Here is a 17944-nt window from a genome sequence, read left to right as displayed (position 1 = left end):
GAGACGAGTTGACATGGCATCTGTCCGACATCCGGACGGGGCTTCAGCTCTTCGCGCGAGGTTGGCCGCATCGCCTGCCGTGACGGCGTCGAGGGCCTATCATTCCTGGTTGTTGTATTTCCCGTCCATCTTGAGAGAGATCACACATGGTTCCGCCCGCCGGTCAGAGTCCCGCCGTGACCGCCCCAACCGACTCCAGCGTCCTGGGCGCCACGTTGATGGACGGTGGATGCCGCTTCGGACTGTGGGCACCTCGTGCCACAGCTGTGGAACTCGCCCTGGTCAACACCGACCGCTCCCAGATGAACGTCGACATGGCCAAGGCACCCGACGGGGTATGGATGGTCTTCGTGCCCGGCATCACCGCGGGCCAGCTGTACGGCTACCGGGTACACGGCAAGTGGGATCCCGACCACGGCATGCGGTTCAACCCCGCCAAACTGCTCATCGACCCCTACGCCCGAGCCATCACCGCCGGCGTCGACTACTCCGGGCCGATCCTCGACCACACCGATCGGTCCAACTACGCCGCCGACACCCGCGACTCCGCCCGCTCGGTGCCCCTGTCGGTGGTGGTGGCCGACAGCGCACCGCCCGAGCCGATCGCCCGGCGCCGCCCGATCGACGAGTGCGTCATCTACGAGACCCATGTGAAGGGGTACACCCGGCAGCACCCCTCGGTCCCCGAGCACCTGAGGGGCACCTATGCCGGCCTGGCCTACCCGGCGGTCATCGAGCACCTCACCGAGGTCGGGGTCAACACGATCGAACTGCTGCCGATCCAGCAGTTCGTCTCCGAACCCTTCGTGGTGGGCAAGGGGTTGAAGAACTACTGGGGCTACAACACCCTCGGCTTCTTCGCACCGCACGCCGCCTACTGCTCGGTGGGCACTCTCGGCGACCAGGTCCGCGAGTTCAAGGAGATGGTCACCGCCTTCCACCGGGCCGGCATCGAGGTGCTTCTGGACGTCGTCTACAACCACACCGGCGAGGGCGGCCACGAGGGCCCCACCCTGAGTTTCCGGGGCATCGACCACAGCGGCTACTACCGACTCACCAATGACCTGCGCAACGACTACGACGTCACCGGCTGCGGCAACTCGGTCAACACCGCCAACCCCGGCGTGCTGCAGATGGTGCTGGACTCACTGCGCTACTGGGTCACCGAGATGGGCGTCGACGGCTTCCGCTACGACCTGGCCACCACCCTGATCCGCGACGCCGACCACTCCGTCGACCAGCACCACCCCTTCAAGCAGGCACTGCGCGCCGACCCGGTGCTCAGCCAGGTCAAGCACATCGCCGAACCCTGGGACCTGGGTCCCTACGGCTACCAGGTCGGACGCTGGGGAGAGGACTGGAGCGCCTGGAACGACCACTACCGCGACTACATGCGCGACTTCTGGAGGGGCGCGGTGGGCGGCGTCCAGGAACTCGCGACGCGGCTCTCCGGCTCGGCCGATCTTCATGTCAAGCCCGGAAACTGTGTGAACTTCATCGACGCCCACGACGGCTTCACACTGCGCGATCTGGTGACCTACGACATGAAGCACAACAAGGACAACGGCGAGGGCAATCACGACGGCTCCAATGAGAACCGCTCGTGGAACTGCGGCTGGGAGGGCGAGACCGACGACCCGGCGATCAACGCACTGAGGCACCGCCAGGTCCGCAACTTCCTGGCCACCCTGATCACCTCCGCGGGGGTGCCGATGATCGCCGCCGGGGACGAGATCGGACGCACCCAGCAGGGCAACAACAACGCCTACTGCCAGGACTCCCCGATCTCCTGGGTGGACTGGGAGGAGGCCGGGAACTGGTCCGACGTCACCGAGCTTACCGCCACCCTCACCAGACTTCGGGCAGCCCATCCGACACTGCGCCCGGCGAACTTCCGGCATCACAACGAGATCGTCTCCGCCGACGGGACCCGCACGGGTCGGGCCGACCTCGCCTGGTTGTCGGGCTCCGGCGCCCAGATGGTGACCGACGACTGGCACGACGGCTCGCGAGCCGTACTGGGCCGCTACACCAGCGACCGCGACGAGGCCGTACTGACCTGGTACAACCGCGGCGCCGATCCCGTCGAGGTCACCCTCCCGCAGGCCCGGTGGAGCCGTACCTGGACGGTCGCCGCACACACCGGCGAGCCCGGCGAGATGCCCGACGGCCCGCTGGACGCCGAGACCACGATCACGCTGCCCCAGCGCTGCGTCGTCATCATGGAGGGAGACCTGATCCCGGAGCCCGAGAATCCCGTTGCCCCAGGCCCCGAGGAGGAGATCGAGGAGCCTCTCACCTCGGCCGAGCTCGGACCTGACTGGGCGCAGGTCTCCCCGGTCACCGCCGAGTAGGCGCAGGGGCGGGACGGCCGCGGATATGCCCCGCCTCGCCCCATGCTCTACCGCCGATGGTCATCCTTGAACCGGAACTGCGGAGCCTCCTGTTTCAGAAGTGAGACGAGGGTGTCGCCCTCGTTGTCGGACCATTCCTGGTCCTCCTCGCTGTCCCATCCCTGATAGCTCTCGTGGTGCCGTTGCCAGTGCATCACCCATCGTTCCAGACGGTCGGCGAGTTCTTGGCTGAGGCCGAGCTCATCCGGATATACCGTACCCTCTGAACACCAGAGGGGCCATGAGAACCCCCAGTCAGCGAAAAATTGGATCGTCTCGCCCTCCTCGAGCCTCATGACACCCTGCTTCCCACCAGAGTCGGTGTGACACCGTCGACCGCCGGACCGGCGACAGCTTTCTTATCACAGTGGCCTCTCCTGTCCAGGAGGGTCGTGAGAACTGTTCCCGAATTTCCGCCATTCTGGAGCAACATCGCCGCCTCCGCACCCGGAGAAAACAGTCCGGCCGGGCCGCGGATTCCCGCGGCCCGGCCGGACTGTTGTGTGCTGGGTCTCAGCTCACTCCCCGGGGGCGACAGCCGCCAGACCCATCTCGACGTCACCGGCCAGCAGTTCATTCCTCGGCACGGCGCGCACCGTCCATCCCCAGGATCCCGGATCCTTGGCGGGGATCGAGACCGAGAAGTGCGAGATGCCCCGCTCGTTGACCCCGTCCAGGGTCATCGAGTGGTTCTGAAGATCGTGCATCCAGTCGTCGGCGTCGACCGGGCCCATCACGAGCTGGACCTCGACGTCGTCGGCGCTCAGCCCGTCCAGGTCCACCCAGGCGGCCACCACGATCTCGGCGCCCACGGCGACCCGGCCGGTGATGCCCGACTCCACACGGCGCACCTCGACCTGCGGCCAGGCCTCGCGGACCCGCCGCTTCCAGCCGGCCAGTTCCACGGCGGCCTCGCCCTGCACCTTGCGCGAGGAGACCGCCGCCGGGGTGTACAGCTCCTCGACGTAGTCGTTGACCATCCGGGAGGCCAGCACCTTCGGCCCCAGGATCTGGATCGTGTCGCGCATCATCCGCAGCCATCCGGTCGGCAGCCCGTGGGCGTCGCGGGTGTAGAACTTCGGGATGATCTCGGTCTCGATGATGTCGTAGAGGAACTCGGCCTCCTGGGCGTTGCGTGCTCCCGAATCGGTGATCCCCTCCGCCGAGGGGATCTCCCAGCCGAACCGGGGGTCGTACCACTCGTCCCACCAGCCGTCTCGCACAGACAGGTTCGCGGCCCCGTTGAGAGCGGCCTTCATTCCCGAGGTGCCGCAGGCCTCCAGAGGACGCAGCGGATTGTTCATCCACACGTCGCAGCCCGGGTAGAGCGGGCGCGCAAGGGAGATGTCGTAGTCGGGCAGGAAGACGATCTTGCCGCGGACATCCTCCTGGTCGGCGAACTGCACCATCTGCTGGATGAGGCCCTTGCCGATGTCGTCGGCGGGGTGGGCCTTGCCGGCGATGACGATCTGGATCGGGGTCGCCGGATCGTTGAGCAGCCTCTTGAGCCTCTCGGGATCGGTGAGCATCAGGGTGAGGCGCTTGTAGGAGGCGCCGCGCCGTGCGAACCCGAAGGTGAGCACGTTGGGGTCCAGAGCGTCCGAGACCCAGTCCGAGGACAGCCCGCGGCTGCGGCAGGAGGCCTCCAGACGGGTCCTGGCCATCTCGATCATGGCCGTGCGCATATGCCGCTTGGCGCTCCACAGGGTCTGGTCGTCGACCCGGTCCAGGGCCGACCAGTCGCAGCCGTCGTGGATCTGGGGGCCGCTCTCCCCGACCCGGGGCTGCATCAACCGCAGCAGCTCGGGGTGGATCCAGGTGCGGTGGTGGACACCGTTGGTGACCGATCCGATCGGCACCTCGGCGGTGGCGAATCCCGGCCACAGGCCGCGGAACATCTCCCGGGAGACCTCCCCGTGCAGCTGCGAGACGCCGTTGGCCCGCTGCCCGGCACGGAACCCGAGCACAGCCATGTTGTAGACGCCCGGGTCTCCCCCGTCGTAGGTCTCGCGGCCCAGATCCAGCACCCGGTCGATCGGCAGGTCGCCGAAGCCGTTGAACTGCTCGCGGACCCGGTCCAGCCCGAACCGGTCGATGCCGGCCGGCACCGGGGTGTGGGTGGTGAAGACGTTCCCGGCGCGGGTGCGCTCCAGAGCGGTGTCGAAGCTGTCGCCGGCGGCCATGTACTCGCGGATCCGCTCCAGGCCGAGGAACCCGGCATGGCCCTCATTGGCGTGGTACACGTCGGGGGCCGGGCGGCCGGTCACCCGGCAGAACTCGCGCAGCGCCCGCACGCCGCCGACTCCCAGCAGCACCTCCTGGGCCAGACGGTGGTCCTGGTCGCCGCCGTAGAGCTGGTCGGTGGTCCCGCGCAGATGGCCCGGATTGGCGTCGATGTCGGTGTCGAGCATCAGCAGCGGCACCCGGCCGACCTGCACCACCCAGATCTGGGCCTTGACCTCATTGCCGAAGATGTTGACCGAGATGAGCAGCGGGTCCTCGCCGTCGCGCAGCGGGCGCACCGGCATCTCATTGGCGTCCAGCACCGGGTACCGCTCCTGCTGCCAGCCCTGCGCGTTGAGGGACTGGCGGAAATAGCCGTGCCGGTAGAACAGGCCCACCCCGATGATCGGCACGCCGTTGTCGGAGGCCGCCTTGAGGTGGTCGCCGGCGAGGATGCCCAGGCCGCCGGAGTACTGGGGCAGCACCTTGGTGATGCCGAACTCGGCGGAGAAGTAGCCGATGGCGCTCGGCGCCTCGGGATGCTCCTTCGCCCAGTCCTGGAACCAGAGGTCGCCGGTCATGTACTCATCAAGATCGGCGACGGTCAGCTCGAGACGCCGGACGAAGCGCTTGTCCTGGGCGAGGATGTCGAGCCGGTCGCTCGGCACCCGGGCCAGGAGCTTGAACGGGTCATGACCGACCTCGTCCCACAGCGCAGGATCGATGTCGGCGAACAGGTCCCGGGTGTCCAGGTTCCAGCTCCAACGAAGGTTGGTCGCAAGCTCACCCAGCGGCTTCAGCGGCTCGGGCAGCACAGGTTGGACGATGAATCGTCTGATAGCACGCACGGGAGGCAGCCTATCGGACGGACTCCGGTCAGGATGTCACGTTCCATCCCGGGAGGCCGACGCGCAACCCGCCTGCCGGGACCGATGCGCCCGATGGCCACGATCGGGCATCGCACCCGGTAGCGTGGCCCACATGCAGAGGATTCCCAGGGTCATCCGGCAGGCTGTCGCCGACGAGGACGTCGACGACGGGACCCGAGGTTCCACTGCAGACCCGAACGAGCCCGAACCCGTCCAGGAGGGTGACATGGCAAAGAAGCGTCCGCCCCGTCGCATCGCAGTGACCAGCGCACCGAAGGCCGACACCGGCGTCGTCGATGCCGAGGCCGGTGTCGCCGCCACCGAGGCCGAGATCGCCGATCTCATGCGCCGTTCGACCAGGGCCGACCGGCCGTACCCGACCGAGGCCATGGACACGCCCGGTGAGCTGCCACTGCGCGGGTTCGGCCGCATCCCGGTGCACAACGTCACCCCCGAGGTGGAGTGCGGACGGTTGCCCGTCAAGGCGGTGGTCGACGAGGAGTTCATCGTCACCGCGAACGTCTTCCGGGAGGGCCATGACGCCGTGGGGGCGTCGGCGGTCCTGGTCAGCCCGCGCGGCAGGCGCCACGTCACCGACATGGTGCAGGTGGAGCCGATGGGCCTGGACATCTGGCAGGCCAGGGTGCACGCCTGGTCCCCCGGCGACTGGACCATGCACGTCGAGGCCTGGTCGGACACCTGGGGCACCTGGCACCACAACGCGGAGGCGAAGCTGGAGGCCGGCATCGACATCGATCTGGTCTGCGCCGAGGGCCGGGTGCTCCTGGACGACGCGGCCGACCGTGCCGCGGCGGCCTCCCGCCCCGACGAGGTCGAGGTCATCGGCCGGGCCGCCGAGGCGCTGGATCCCGCCCGGTCGCCCGCAGACCTTCTGGCCGACGTCGTCCGGGACCGGGCCGTCAACAAGGCCATGAAGGTCTACGCCGACCGTCCGCTGACCACCGCCACCCTGGCCAGTCCCCTGAAGGTCGAGCGCCGCAGGGCCCTCTACGGATCCTGGTACGAGTTCTTCCCCCGCTCCCAGGGCGCCCACCGCACGGAGTCGGGCTGGGTCTCGGGCACCTTCGAGTCCTCCCACGAGCGGCTCGAGGCCGCCGCGGCGATGGGCTTCGACGTCGTCTACCTGCCGCCGATCCACCCGGTGGGCCGGGCCTTCCGCAAGGGGCCCAACAACACCCCGGACGCCGGGCCCGATGATCCGGGATCGCCGTGGGCGATCGGCTCTCCGGACGGCGGGCACGACGCCGTCAATCCCGAGCTGGGCACTCTCGCCGACTTCGACCGGTTCGTCGGCAAGGCGCACTCGCTGGGCCTGGAGGTGGCCCTGGACTTCGCCCTGCAGGCCTCCCCCGACCATCCCTGGGTGCACAGCCATCCCGAATGGTTCACCACCCGGGTCGACGGCACCATCGCCTTCGCCGAGAACCCGCCGAAGAAGTACCAGGACATCTATCCGATCAACTTCGACAACGACCCGTCCGGCATCTACCACGAGGTGATCCGCCTGCTGGAGTTCTGGATCGGCCACGGGGTGACGATCTTCCGGGTCGACAATCCCCACACCAAGCCGCTGAACTTCTGGGCGTGGGTGATGGAGCAGATGCACCGCGACCACCCCGAGATCATCTTCCTGGCCGAGGCCTTCACCCGTCCCGAGATGATGCAGGCCCTGGCGAAGGCGGGCTTCCAGCAGGGCTACTCGTACTTCGTGTGGCGCACCGAGAAGTGGGAGCTCGAGGAGTACCTGCACGAGATCTCCCACGACACCGGCCACTACTTCCACCCGAACTTCTTCACCAACACCCCTGACATCAATCCCGTCTACCTCAACGACGGCAACCCTGCCGGATTCGCCATCCGGGCCATCCTGGCCGCGACCATGAGCCCGTCCTGGGGCATGTACTCGGGATTCGAGATCTGCGAGCACACCCCGCTGCCGGGCCGCGAGGAGTATCTGGACTCCGAGAAGTTCCAGTACCGTCCCCGCGACTGGTCCTCCCAGCCCAACATCATCGAGCTGGTGACCCGGCTGAACCAGATCCGGCGGGATCACCCCGCGTTTCAGCAGCTGCGCGACGCCACGATCCACCGGACCGATCATGACAAGGTCTTCGCCTTCTCCAAGCGGGCCGGGGACGATGTCGTGATCGTCGTCGTCTCCCTGGATCCCGACTGGGGTGCCGGTGCCCATGTCACCTTCGACATGGCCGCCCTGGGCCTGGCGGACGACCAGCTCTTCGACGTCCACGACGAGTTCACCGGCGCCGACGCCACCTGGGCGCGCGAGGACTGGGTCGAGCTCTATCCCGCCCAGCCCGCCCGCATCATGACGCTGCGCCGGTGACCGACGTGACCGCGCTGCCCGCCGAGGCCCTGCCGGACCTGTGGGAGCACATCAGCGGGGCGCGCTGGTTCGCCGGGAAAGGACGTGGCGGCCGGGTCGCCGCCGCACTGCTGTTCGGCGCCGTCGACCCGGGCGCCGCCCATCCGGTGCATCACGGCCTGGCTCAGGTCCGCCATGACGACGGGGGCGGGGACACCTACCAGCTGCTGCTGAGCCGGCGCCGGGGCACCGACGGCCCTCCGGCGATCTGCCCCGCGCCGGGCGGCGGCCGGCTGTGCGACGCCGCCGAGGACTCGCCGGCACTCGCCGCCTGGGCGCGGGCCCTGCTCGGCCAGGGCGAGGAGACCGCCGCAGGTCCGGGCGAGGGGTGGCGGATCGAGCGGTTCCGGCGCGCACCCTCTCCGGTGCGCGCCGCCCACCGGCTGTCCGCAGAGCAGTCCAACACCACCGTCGTCGCCGAGTGCGACGGCGAGGACGCCGTGATGATCAAGCTCTTCAGGCGCCTGGAGCCCGGGGAGAACCTCGACATCACCACGTGTGCCGAGCTCAACCGGGCCGGCGTCGCGGCGATCCCCACCCTGTACGCGGCGGTCCACGCCGACATCACTGTCTCCTGGTCGACGCTCGGACCCACCGATCTCGTGATGGCGACCGGCCGCTTCCCCGACGCCTCGGACGGTTGGCGGCTCGTCCGCTCCCGGGCCGCCGAGGGCCGGGACGTGAGTTCCGAAATGGCCGAACTGGGCCGCGCGCTGGCCGTCGTCCACGCCGCGATGGCCGACCGGTTCGGGACCAGCATCCTGGACGGCGACCAGGTCGCCGCGCGGATGACCGGGGAGCTGGACGACGCCGTGGCCGCCGCTCCCGCGCTGGCCACCCACCGCGAGGCTCTGGCCGCGGTCTTCGACCGGCTCCGGGGCCGCTCGCTGGTCGCCCACCGGGTGCACGGCGACTTCCACCTGGGCCAGACCCTCAGCACTCCCGCCGGTTGGCGGATCATCGACTTCGAGGGCGAGCCCCTCCGCTCCGCGGCCGAGCGCCGCTCCCCAGACTCCCCGTGGCGCGACGTCGCCGGAATGACACGATCGCTGTCCTACGCCGCATCGGACGCTCCCGGCCCCGCCGACGCGGGGCGCCGGGAGTGGCTGGAGCGGGCCAGGGCGGCCTTCCTGGCCGGATACGGGCACCGTGATGACGCGGTGCTGCGCGCCTACGAGGCGAACAAGGCCGTCTACGAGACGGTCTACGAAACTCTCAACAGACCCGGCTGGGTCGGCATACCGTTGGGGGCAATCACCGCGATGTGTTCCGGAGCGGCAGCGTTGCTTCCGGACACCGCTGAACGGAAGGACCGATGACATGGCTCATGATCTCGCCGGTGGCTTGACCGGATGGGACCTCGAGGGATTCCACTCAGGCGGTGACACGGAGGCCTGGCGCCGGCTGGGCGCTCACGTCATCACCGTCGACGACGACGAGCGCGGGCCGGTCACCGGCACCCGGTTCACCGTGTGGGCCCCCAACGCCCAGGCGGTCGAGGTGATCGCCGACTTCAACTGGTGGAACGGCGACCCGATGCGCATCATCCCCGGCTCGGGTGTGTGGGGCACCTTCATCGAGGGCGTCGGGGCCGGCACCAAGTACAAGTTCCGCATCCTCGACCAGTGGGGCAACTGGCACGAGAAGGTGGACCCGATGGCCCGGTTCTCCGAACAGGCCCCCGGCAACGCCTCCATCGTCTACGAGTCCGACTACCAGTGGCACGACGACGACTGGGTGGCCGGGCGTGCCGAGTCGAAGGCGTACCAGGAGCCGATGAGCGTCTACGAAGTGCATCTGGGCGGCTGGCGCAAGGGCCTCAGCTACCGGGAGCTCGCCGACGAACTCGTCTCCTACGTGCAGTGGCAGGGCTACACCCATGTGGAGTTCATGCCGCTGTCGGAGCACCCCTTCGCCCCGTCGTGGGGCTACCAGGTGACCGGCTACTTCTCCCCCACCAGCCGCTACGGCACTCCCGACGATCTGCGCTACCTCATCGACACCCTGCACGAGGCCGGCATCGGCGTCATCATGGACTGGGTGCCCGGCCACTTCCCCAAGGACGAGTGGGCCCTGGGCCGCTTCGACGGCACCGCGCTCTACGAGCACGCCGACCCCCGTCAGGGCGAGCATCTCGACTGGGGCACCTACATCTTCAACTACGGCCGCAATGAGGTGAAGTCCTTCCTCATCTCCAACGCCCTGTACTGGATCAGCGAGTTCCACGTGGACGGGCTGAGGGTCGATGCCGTGGCCTCGATGCTGTACCTGGACTACTCACGCCCCGAGGGGCAGTGGGTCCCCAACAAGTACGGCGGCCGGGAGAACCTGGAGGCCATCGATTTCCTGCGCTATGTGAACTCCCACCTGTACCGGCGCCATCCCGGAATCCTCATGATCGCCGAGGAGTCGACGAGTTTCGCGGGTGTCACCAAGCCCTCCGACGCCGGGGGCCTGGGATTCGGGTTCAAGTGGAATATGGGCTGGATGAACGACTCCCTGGGTTATCTGGGACTCAATCCGATCCATCGCCAGTACCACCACGACGACATGACCTTCGCCATGGTCTATCAGTACTCGGAGAACTTCATCCTCCCGATCAGCCATGACGAGGTGGTGCACGGCAAGGGGTCGATGATCGCCAAGGTCCAGGGCGACGACTGGCAGCAGTTCGCCACGTTGCGCGCCTTCTACTCCTACATGTGGGCCTTCCCCGGCAAGCAGCTGGTCTTCATGGGCCAGGAGTTCGGCCAGCGCCACGAGTTCGACGAGTCGGTGAGTCTGGAGTGGTTCGTCGCCGACCTGTGGGGCCATGGCGGCCTCAAGAGACTGTTCCGCGACCTCAACCACATCTATCGCGACCACGCCGAGTTCTGGGAGCTGGACTCCGATCCGGGCGGCTTCGAGTGGATCGACGCCAATGACGCCGGCAACAATCTGTTCTCCTGGCTGCGCAAGGACTCCGACGGTCATGTGGTGGCCTGCCTGACCAATTTCTCCCCGAACCCGCAGTCCCGCTATCAGATCGGGCTGCCGTACGCAGGGGTGTGGAAGGAGCTGCTCAACACCGACGCCGAGGTCTACGACGGCACCGGTCAGTTCGGCAACCTGGGCCAGGTGGTGGCCTCGGCCGAGCCGCTCAATGACCGGTTCCCGGCCTCGGCCCAGGTGTGCGTGCCGCCGCTGGGCTCGGTGTGGCTGGAGTACGATCCGTCCGCCGAGGACCTGTCGCAGATCGATGACACCGAGGAGGAGCCGGTCGTCGAGGCCTGATGGGCCACAGGGATCGGGGGCGCGTCCGCAATCGGGCACGCCCCCGATTCGTCAGAACATATATCGGAATCCCGGGCCTGATCGCGCTCGCGGGAGGCAGGCTCGCGGATCGGCGAGGAATCGCCCGGGCGGGCCGAGACAATCCGTCCCCGCCCACATATGCTTCGCGATGAGAGTTCCACCCGGGACGTCCGAGCAGCAACAGTGGAAGGACGACGATGTCAACAACAGCAGCCGATATTGTGAAGGCGGTAGGGGGGGCCGAGAACATCTCGAGCATGACCCATTGCGCCACACGGCTGAGATTCCAGCTCAAGGACGGTTCGGCGGTCAGCACTCCGACCGTCGAGGCCATTCCAGGAGTGATGGGCGCGGTGCCGCAGAGCGGCGACCGCTACCAGGTGGTGATAGGCGGTGCGGTGACGACCGTCTACAACGAGATCATGGCGCTGCCCGATATGGCCGCAGAAGGCCAGGCGTCAGCCTCCGAGCAGCAGTCCGACGCCGACGTCAAGGCTGCCGCCCGATCGGGCGGTCCCCGGGGCAAGTTCTCCTGGCTGGACAACTTCTTCGAGTTCCTCTCGGACTCCTTCCGACCCCTCATCGGCGCCCTGCTGGGCGCCTCCCTGTTCATCACCTTCATGTCGCTGATGGCGACGACCGGGGTGATCGGCAACTGGGCAGACCCGACGGTCACCCTGCCGGTCTCGTGGCAGTTCGTGAACCTGGCCTGGAAGACCGTCTTCTACTTCCTGCCCCTCATGGTGGCCTACAACGCCTCCAAGAAGGTCGGCGCCGACCCGTGGGTGGGCTTCGCCGTCATGGCGATCGTCATGCTGCCCGGATTCTCCGATCTGGGCAAGGCCGCCCACACAGCCTCCATCGCCGGCTCCGACGTCAGCATCGTTCACATCTTCGGGCTGCCGCTGACCATCTTCGACTACGGTCAGCAGGTCTTCCCACCGCTGCTGATGGCCGCGGTCCTCGGGCCGCTGTGGCGGGGGCTGAAGAAGATCATCGCGGAGAACGTCCAGCTGATCTTCGTGCCCTTCCTGGCGATGCTCGTCATGCTGCCGCTGACCGCCTTCATCATCGGCCCGATCGGCGTCTACGTCGGCGCCTACCTGGCTCAGGGCCTCAGCGCGGTGAACAACTTCTCGCCCTTCATCTTCGCCATCGTCATCCCACTGATCTACCCCTTCATGGTGCCGCTGGGCCTGCACTGGCCGATCAACGCGATCATGCTGCTCAACATCCAGACCCTGGGCTACGACTTCATCCAGGGCCCGATGGGCGCCTGGAACTTCGCCTGCTTCGGCGCCACCGCCGGCGTCATGGTGATCGCCATGAGGGACAAGGACAAGCAGATGCGCGTGACGGCCACCGGCGCCCTGGTGGCCGGCCTGGTCGGCGGCATCTCCGAACCCTCCCTGTATGGCATCCATCTGCGATTCAAGCGGATCTACCCGTCCATCCTCGCCGGCTGTCTGCTGGGCGGCCTCATCATCGGTATCGGTGGCGGGCTGCACACCAGCGCCTTCGTGTTCACCTCCCTGCTGACCATCCCGGCCTTCAACAAGATCCCGCTGTACTGCATCGCGATCGCCGCAGCCTTCTTCACCGCGATGGCGCTGGTGATCATCCGGGATTACCGCACCCCTGAGGAGAGGGCCGAGGTCAAGGCCGCGAAGGCGGCGCAAGAGGCGCAGGAGGCCGAGGAGTCGCGCCCGGAGGCGGTCTCGCCGACCAGCCCCGACGTCGCCGTGGCACCGGCGCCGAGCACCCATCCCGGCACCACGGCGACCGCCGTCGCCGAGAGGACCACCACCGAGACGGCCACGATCACCGTGACCTCCCCGCTGGAGGGCCGGTCACTGCCGATCACCGAGATCCCCGATCCGGTGTTCTCCACCGGGGTGGTGGGTCAGGGCATCGCCATCGACCCGACCAACGACACGGTCGTGTCGCCTGCTGACGGCACGATCGTGACGGCCCCCGATTCCGGACACGCCTTCGGCCTGAAGCTCGACGACGGGGTGGAGCTGCTGATCCACGTCGGCATCGACACCGTCGAGCTCGGCGGCAAGGGATTCGACGTCAAGGTGGCGGCCGGTGACAGGGTCACCGCCGGACAGCCGCTGGTGGTCTTCGACCGTCAGATCATCGCCGATGCCGGGTACTCGAACATCACCCCGGTGCTGGTCACCAACGGGTACGAGTTCTCCGAGGTGGCCGGCATCCCGGCCGACGCGGTGTCCGCGGGCACCCCGGTGATCACCGTGACCAGGTGATCGGCTGACCTGTCGACCGAGCAGACGAAGGGGCCGCCTCCAGCTGGAGGCGGCCCCTTCGTCGTGCCAGGCCGTGGCCGGTGCCGGCCCGATCAGCTACCGATGACGGTGTCGGGGGTCACCGGGGACACCGACCCGGGGACCTCGGCGGTCACCAGGGATCCGTCGGCCCGGCGCAGACCGGCAACCGGGTGGGTGCCTCTCAGACTGGGCCGCAGCGGCCCCTGGTCGGTGAGCGGCACGCGGACGGTCTCGGCGCCGACGTGGACCTTCTCACCACGTACCGAGACCTCCAGGTCATGGCCGGAGACCACCTCGAAGGCGATCTCGTCGCGGCTCAGGTCCACCTGGAGGGTGCTGCCCCCCACCACGACCCGGTAGCGGATCCGCTCCCAGGCACTGGGCAGTCGCGGATCGAAGCTCAGCCGGCCCTTCAGATGCCGCATCCCGGAGAAGCCGTGCACCAGGCAGCCCCAGATCCCACCGGCCGAGGCGACGTGGACGCCGTCGGCGCTGTTGCGGTGGGTGTCGGCCAGATCGCAGTACAGGGCGTCGAGGAAATAGTCCATGGCCATCTCCTGATGGCCCACCTCGGCGGCGATGATCGACTGCGCCACCGCCGAAAGGCTGGAATCCCCGGTCGTGATCGGGTCGTAGTACTCGAAGTCGGCAAGCTTCACCGCATGGGTGAAATCCTCTCCCTGCAGGAACATCGCCAGCACGACGTCGGCCTGCTTGAGCACCTGGAAACGGTAGATCACCAGCGGGTGGTAGTGCAGCAGCAGGGGGCGCTTGGAGGCCGGGGTGTTGGCCAGGTCCCACAGCTCGCGTTCCAGGAACTGGTCGTCCTGGGGATGGATGCCGAAGGTCTCGTCGAAGGGGATCACCATCCCCTCGGCGCACTCCTCCCAGGTGGTGATCTCCTCGGCGCTCAGACCGAGCTCGTCGAGCAGATGCTCATACCACAGTGGGTCGTCGGCGGCCATCCGGCGCATCAGCCAGGCGGCGTCGAAGAGGTTCGCCCGGGCCATCACGTTGGTGTAGAAGTTGTTGTTCACCACCGTGGTGTACTCGTCGGGGCCCGTGACCCCGTGGATGTGGAACTGGTGGCCGCCGTTGTCCCGCCAGAACCCCAGGTCGGCCCACAGCCTCGCGGTCTCCACCATCACCGGTGCGGCATCCCGGTACAGGAAATTCTTGTCATGGGTGGCCAGGGCGTAGGTCATCAGGGAATGCGCGATGTCGGCGTTGATGTGGTACTGGGCGGTGCCGGCGGCGTAGTAGGCCGAGGCCTCCTCGCCGTTGATCGTCCGCCAGGGGAACAGCGCCCCGCGCTCCGACAGCTCCTTGGCCCGCTCCTTGGCCTGGGGCAGGGTGTTCACCCGGAATCGCAGCGCATTCTCGGCGAGTCTGGGATGGGTGAAGGTCAGCATCGGGATCATGTAGACCTCGGAGTCCCAGAAGAAGTGCCCCTCGTACCCGGATCCGGTGACCCCCTTGGCGGGAATACCCATCTGGTCGGCGCGTGCCGAGGCCTGCGCGATCTGGAAGAGGTTCCAGCGGATCGCCTGCTCGACGCCCGGGGGCGCCCCCTCGACCTCGACGTCGGCGGTGGCCCAGTAGTCCTCGAGCCATCGGCGCTGGGCCTTGTGATAGGGCTCGTGGCCCTGCTCGCGGACCCGGTCAAGGGTGCGGCGCACCCGGTCGAAGAGCTCATGGACCGGCACCCCGCGGGAGGTGTGGTAGGCCACCGCCTTCTCGACGCGCACCGGCACGCCCTGCCTGGCCTCGACCCGGTAGACCCGCTTGCCGATGTCGGGACTGGTGTCAATGATCTCGTCGACGTGGTTGTCGGTCTCGATGGCGTGATCGGCGCCGACGGCCAGCGTCATCCCGGAACGGACGGTGCGGAAGCCGAAGATCATCCGGCGGTCGGAGTGCCAGTTGATCTCGGGATTGAGCACCCGCTGGCCGGTGAGCTGGGAGCGCCTCGGGTCGTCGACCCCGCCCAGCGAGTCCTCCTTGACGTGGTACTCGTCCAGACCGTCCTGGCGGTTGAGGACCTGGGAGCTGATGACGATCGGGGCGTCCCCCTCCAGCATCGTCACCTCGATACTGATGAGGGCGAGGTGGCGCTGGGTGAAGGACACCATCCGGGAGGTGGCGACCCGGACGAGTTTGCCGGCCGGGGTGCGCCACACCAGTTCGCGGCGCAGCACCCCCTCCCGGAAGTCGATCCAGCGCTTGTAGGACTGCAGCTCGTTGACGCTGAGCAGCAGCGGCTCGTCATCGACGTAGAGCTTGATGAGTTTGGAGTCGGGGACATTGACGATGGTCTGGCCGGTGCGGGCGAAGCCGTAGGCGTTCTCGGCGTGGTGGATGTCCCACACGTCGTGGAAGCCGTTGATGAAGGTGCCGTGGAAGTGGGAGTCGCGGCCCTCCGAGGGGTTCCCGCGCATCCCGAGGTACCCGTTGCCCACCGAGAACAGCGTCTCGGTCTTGCCGAGGTCCTTGGTGCTGGGCGCGGTCTCGACGATCGCCCAGGGATCGTCGGGGAAACGGTAGCGGTCCATCGGGTCGTGGAACCCCGACATGTCGTTGATGTGCGTCGTCACCGGATAGCCTCCTCGAGATCGTCGATCACGATGTCCGCGCCCGCGGCGAGCAGTTTGTCGTGCCCCACCCCGCGGTCCACCCCGATGACCAGCCCGAAGGCTCCGGCAGAACCCGCCGCCACGCCCGAGACGGCATCCTCGAAGACGACGCACCGGCCCGGATCCAGGCCGAGCAGCTGAGCGCCCCGAAGATAGGTGTCGGGAGCCGGCTTGCCCTTCAGCCCCTCTCGGGCCGCCACGTCCCCGTCGACCAGCACGGAGAATCTGTCCCGCAGGCCCGACGCCCTCAGGACCGGATCCGCATTGCGGGAGGAGGAGACCACCCCCATCGCCACACGGCGCGAGATGAGCACGTCGACCAGATGCTGGGAGCCGGGGTAGGGTCCGATGCCGTCGCGCGAGAGCACCTGCACGAAGACGTCGTTCTTACGGTTGCCCAGACCGCAGACGGTCTCGGCGGAGGCGGCGTCGGAGGGGCTCCCCTGGGGCAGCGTGATCCCCCGGTCCACCAGCACGTCACGCACCCCGTCGTAACGGGGTTTGCCGTCGACGAAGGCGAAGTAGTCATCATCGGTGTACGGCCGAGCCTCGGGATATCGGGCGAGGAAACCGTTGAACATCTCGGCCCAGGCCCGGCGGTGGATGATAGCGGTCGGGGTCAGGACGCCATCCAGATCGAAGAGCGCTCCCGAGTATGCGGTCCAGTCCATGCGGCCATGCTAGGGGCAACTCCCAGAAGCGCGTTAAGCGTGGGCCCTCGCCCTGCGCGGAAACCCGCCGCCCCCGGACGCGGACCCGACCCGCCCGAGGCAGCGAGCGGAGCGACGTGGAGGGGTCGCCCTCTCCATGGACAGTTCAGAACAGTGCGGCCGCCAGGGCTCGACGGGCCGGGGCGACGGCGGGGTCGGCGCTCCCGACCATCTCGAAGAGTTCGAGAAGGCGGGTGCGGGCCCGCTCGCGCTCCTCCTCGCGGGTGACGCGGATGGCGCCGATGATCCGGTCGAAGGCCTTGGCGGGGTCGCCTCCCATGAGCTCGACGTCGGCCGCGGCCAGCTGAGCGTCGACGTCGCCGGGAGCCGCCGCCTCGCCGGCCTCCAGCAGCGCGTGAGGGTCCTGCCCGTCCAGGCGCTGCAGGGTGGCCGCGCCGGCCCGGCCGGCGAGCAGCACGGGATCTCCGGGAGTCTTGGCGAGCAGCTCGTCGTAGCCGAGGACGGCGTCGGCGTAGCGGCCCTGATGGAGCAGTTTCTCCACCGCGGCGGTGCGCGGGTCGGTCGCGGGGGCCTGCTCGCCGTCCTGCCCCTCGACCGGTGCCGGCGCGGTGGCGACGGGCGCCGCACGCCCGGTGATGCCATTCGCCACGGCGAGCTCGGAGATCTGATCGGTGAGGTCCTTGAGCTGATCGGCGCCGAGAGTGCCCTGAATGGGCTGGGAGACGGGTTGCCCGGCGAGGATCGGCAGCAGGGTGGGCACGGCCTGGACGCGCAGCGCCTGGGCGATCTGGGGGGTGGCGTCGACGTCGACCCTCACCAGCAGCCACCGCCCGGCGGCCTCATTGGTGAGCCGTTCGAGCTCGTCGGACATCGCCTGGGCGTTGGCATGGGCGGAGGTGAGTTCCAGCAGCACCGGGTGCTGCATGGACTTTCCGATCAGCTCGTTGAAGTGCTCCTCATCGGCGGTGACCACCCAGCTGGAGCCACCTGGACCGGGGGCCTGGGGGCCGGATGTGGACTGGGCAGCCGCTGCCAGACCTGACAGGTCGACTGCTCCGGGACGATTGAACGACTCAGCTGACATGGTTCCAATTCAAGCAGAGCCTCCAAAGGCCGCGAACAGGGAGCCGCCGCCGCCTTCGCAGAGATCGGTGCAGGTCCTCCCC

General features: G+C 68.1%; 10 protein-coding genes. 5 read left to right on the top strand and 5 right to left on the bottom strand.

Features of this window, described 5'->3' with window-relative positions; translation table 11 throughout:
- Positions 1 to 146 precede the first annotated feature (146 nt).
- Positions 147 to 2354, top strand: coding sequence for a glycogen debranching protein GlgX (gene glgX, locus JS278_RS07860; protein ID WP_114044691.1), 2208 nt, complete (start codon positions 147 to 149; stop codon positions 2352 to 2354).
- A 47-nt stretch (positions 2355 to 2401) separates the two neighbouring features.
- On the opposite strand, the gene JS278_RS16005 is transcribed toward glgX, so the two are convergent.
- Both JS278_RS16005 and glgP read right to left on the bottom strand, forming a co-directional pair.
- A complete protein-coding gene (locus tag JS278_RS16005; RefSeq protein ID WP_181833857.1) occupies positions 2402 to 2548 on the bottom strand; it encodes a hypothetical protein in 147 nt (48 codons plus the stop codon).
- A 363-nt stretch (positions 2549 to 2911) separates the two neighbouring features.
- Complete coding sequence (glgP, locus tag JS278_RS07850) at positions 2912 to 5464, bottom strand: alpha-glucan family phosphorylase (RefSeq protein ID WP_114044689.1); 2553 nt, start codon at positions 5462 to 5464, stop codon at positions 2912 to 2914.
- 364 nt (positions 5465 to 5828) lie between these two features.
- Here glgP and JS278_RS07845 point away from each other — a divergent pair, with 364 nt between their 5' ends.
- The 4 genes from JS278_RS07845 (at position 5829) to JS278_RS07830 (ending at position 13453) form a co-directional block, all read left to right on the top strand.
- Complete coding sequence (locus JS278_RS07845; RefSeq protein WP_181833891.1) at positions 5829 to 7850, top strand: alpha-1,4-glucan--maltose-1-phosphate maltosyltransferase; 2022 nt, start codon at positions 5829 to 5831, stop codon at positions 7848 to 7850.
- A 5-nt stretch (positions 7851 to 7855) separates the two neighbouring features.
- Positions 7856 to 9208, top strand: a complete 1353-nt coding sequence (locus tag JS278_RS07840) for a maltokinase N-terminal cap-like domain-containing protein (RefSeq protein WP_114046197.1) — start codon at positions 7856 to 7858, stop codon at positions 9206 to 9208.
- Position 9209: 1 nt separating this feature from the next.
- Positions 9210 to 11162 (top strand): 1,4-alpha-glucan branching protein GlgB, encoded by a 1953-nt coding sequence (gene glgB / locus JS278_RS07835; protein ID WP_114044688.1) that lies wholly within the window; start codon positions 9210 to 9212, stop codon positions 11160 to 11162.
- Positions 11163 to 11380: 218 nt separating this feature from the next.
- Positions 11381 to 13453, top strand: a complete 2073-nt coding sequence (locus tag JS278_RS07830; RefSeq protein WP_114044687.1) for a glucose PTS transporter subunit IIA — start codon at positions 11381 to 11383, stop codon at positions 13451 to 13453.
- A gap of 92 nt (positions 13454 to 13545) precedes the next feature.
- On the opposite strand, the gene JS278_RS07825 is transcribed toward JS278_RS07830, so the two are convergent.
- The 3 genes from JS278_RS07825 to JS278_RS07815 form a co-directional block, all read right to left on the bottom strand.
- Positions 13546 to 16047 carry a glycoside hydrolase family 65 protein gene (locus tag JS278_RS07825; RefSeq protein WP_114046196.1) on the bottom strand — a complete coding sequence of 834 codons (2502 nt, stop codon included), beginning with the start codon at positions 16045 to 16047 and terminating at the stop codon, positions 13546 to 13548.
- A 17-nt stretch (positions 16048 to 16064) separates the two neighbouring features.
- Positions 16065 to 16778 (bottom strand): HAD family hydrolase, encoded by a 714-nt coding sequence (locus tag JS278_RS07820; RefSeq protein ID WP_114044686.1) that lies wholly within the window; start codon positions 16776 to 16778, stop codon positions 16065 to 16067.
- Between the two features lie 145 nt (positions 16779 to 16923).
- Positions 16924 to 17871 (bottom strand): tetratricopeptide repeat protein, encoded by a 948-nt coding sequence (locus tag JS278_RS07815; RefSeq protein ID WP_114044685.1) that lies wholly within the window; start codon positions 17869 to 17871, stop codon positions 16924 to 16926.
- Between the last annotated feature and the right edge of the window lie 73 nt (positions 17872 to 17944).

Origin of the sequence: Acidipropionibacterium virtanenii (assembly GCF_003325455.1) — a bacterium.
Taxonomy (GTDB): Bacteria; Actinomycetota; Actinomycetes; order Propionibacteriales; family Propionibacteriaceae; genus Acidipropionibacterium; species Acidipropionibacterium virtanenii.
This window is presented reverse-complemented; position numbering and strand designations above follow the sequence as displayed.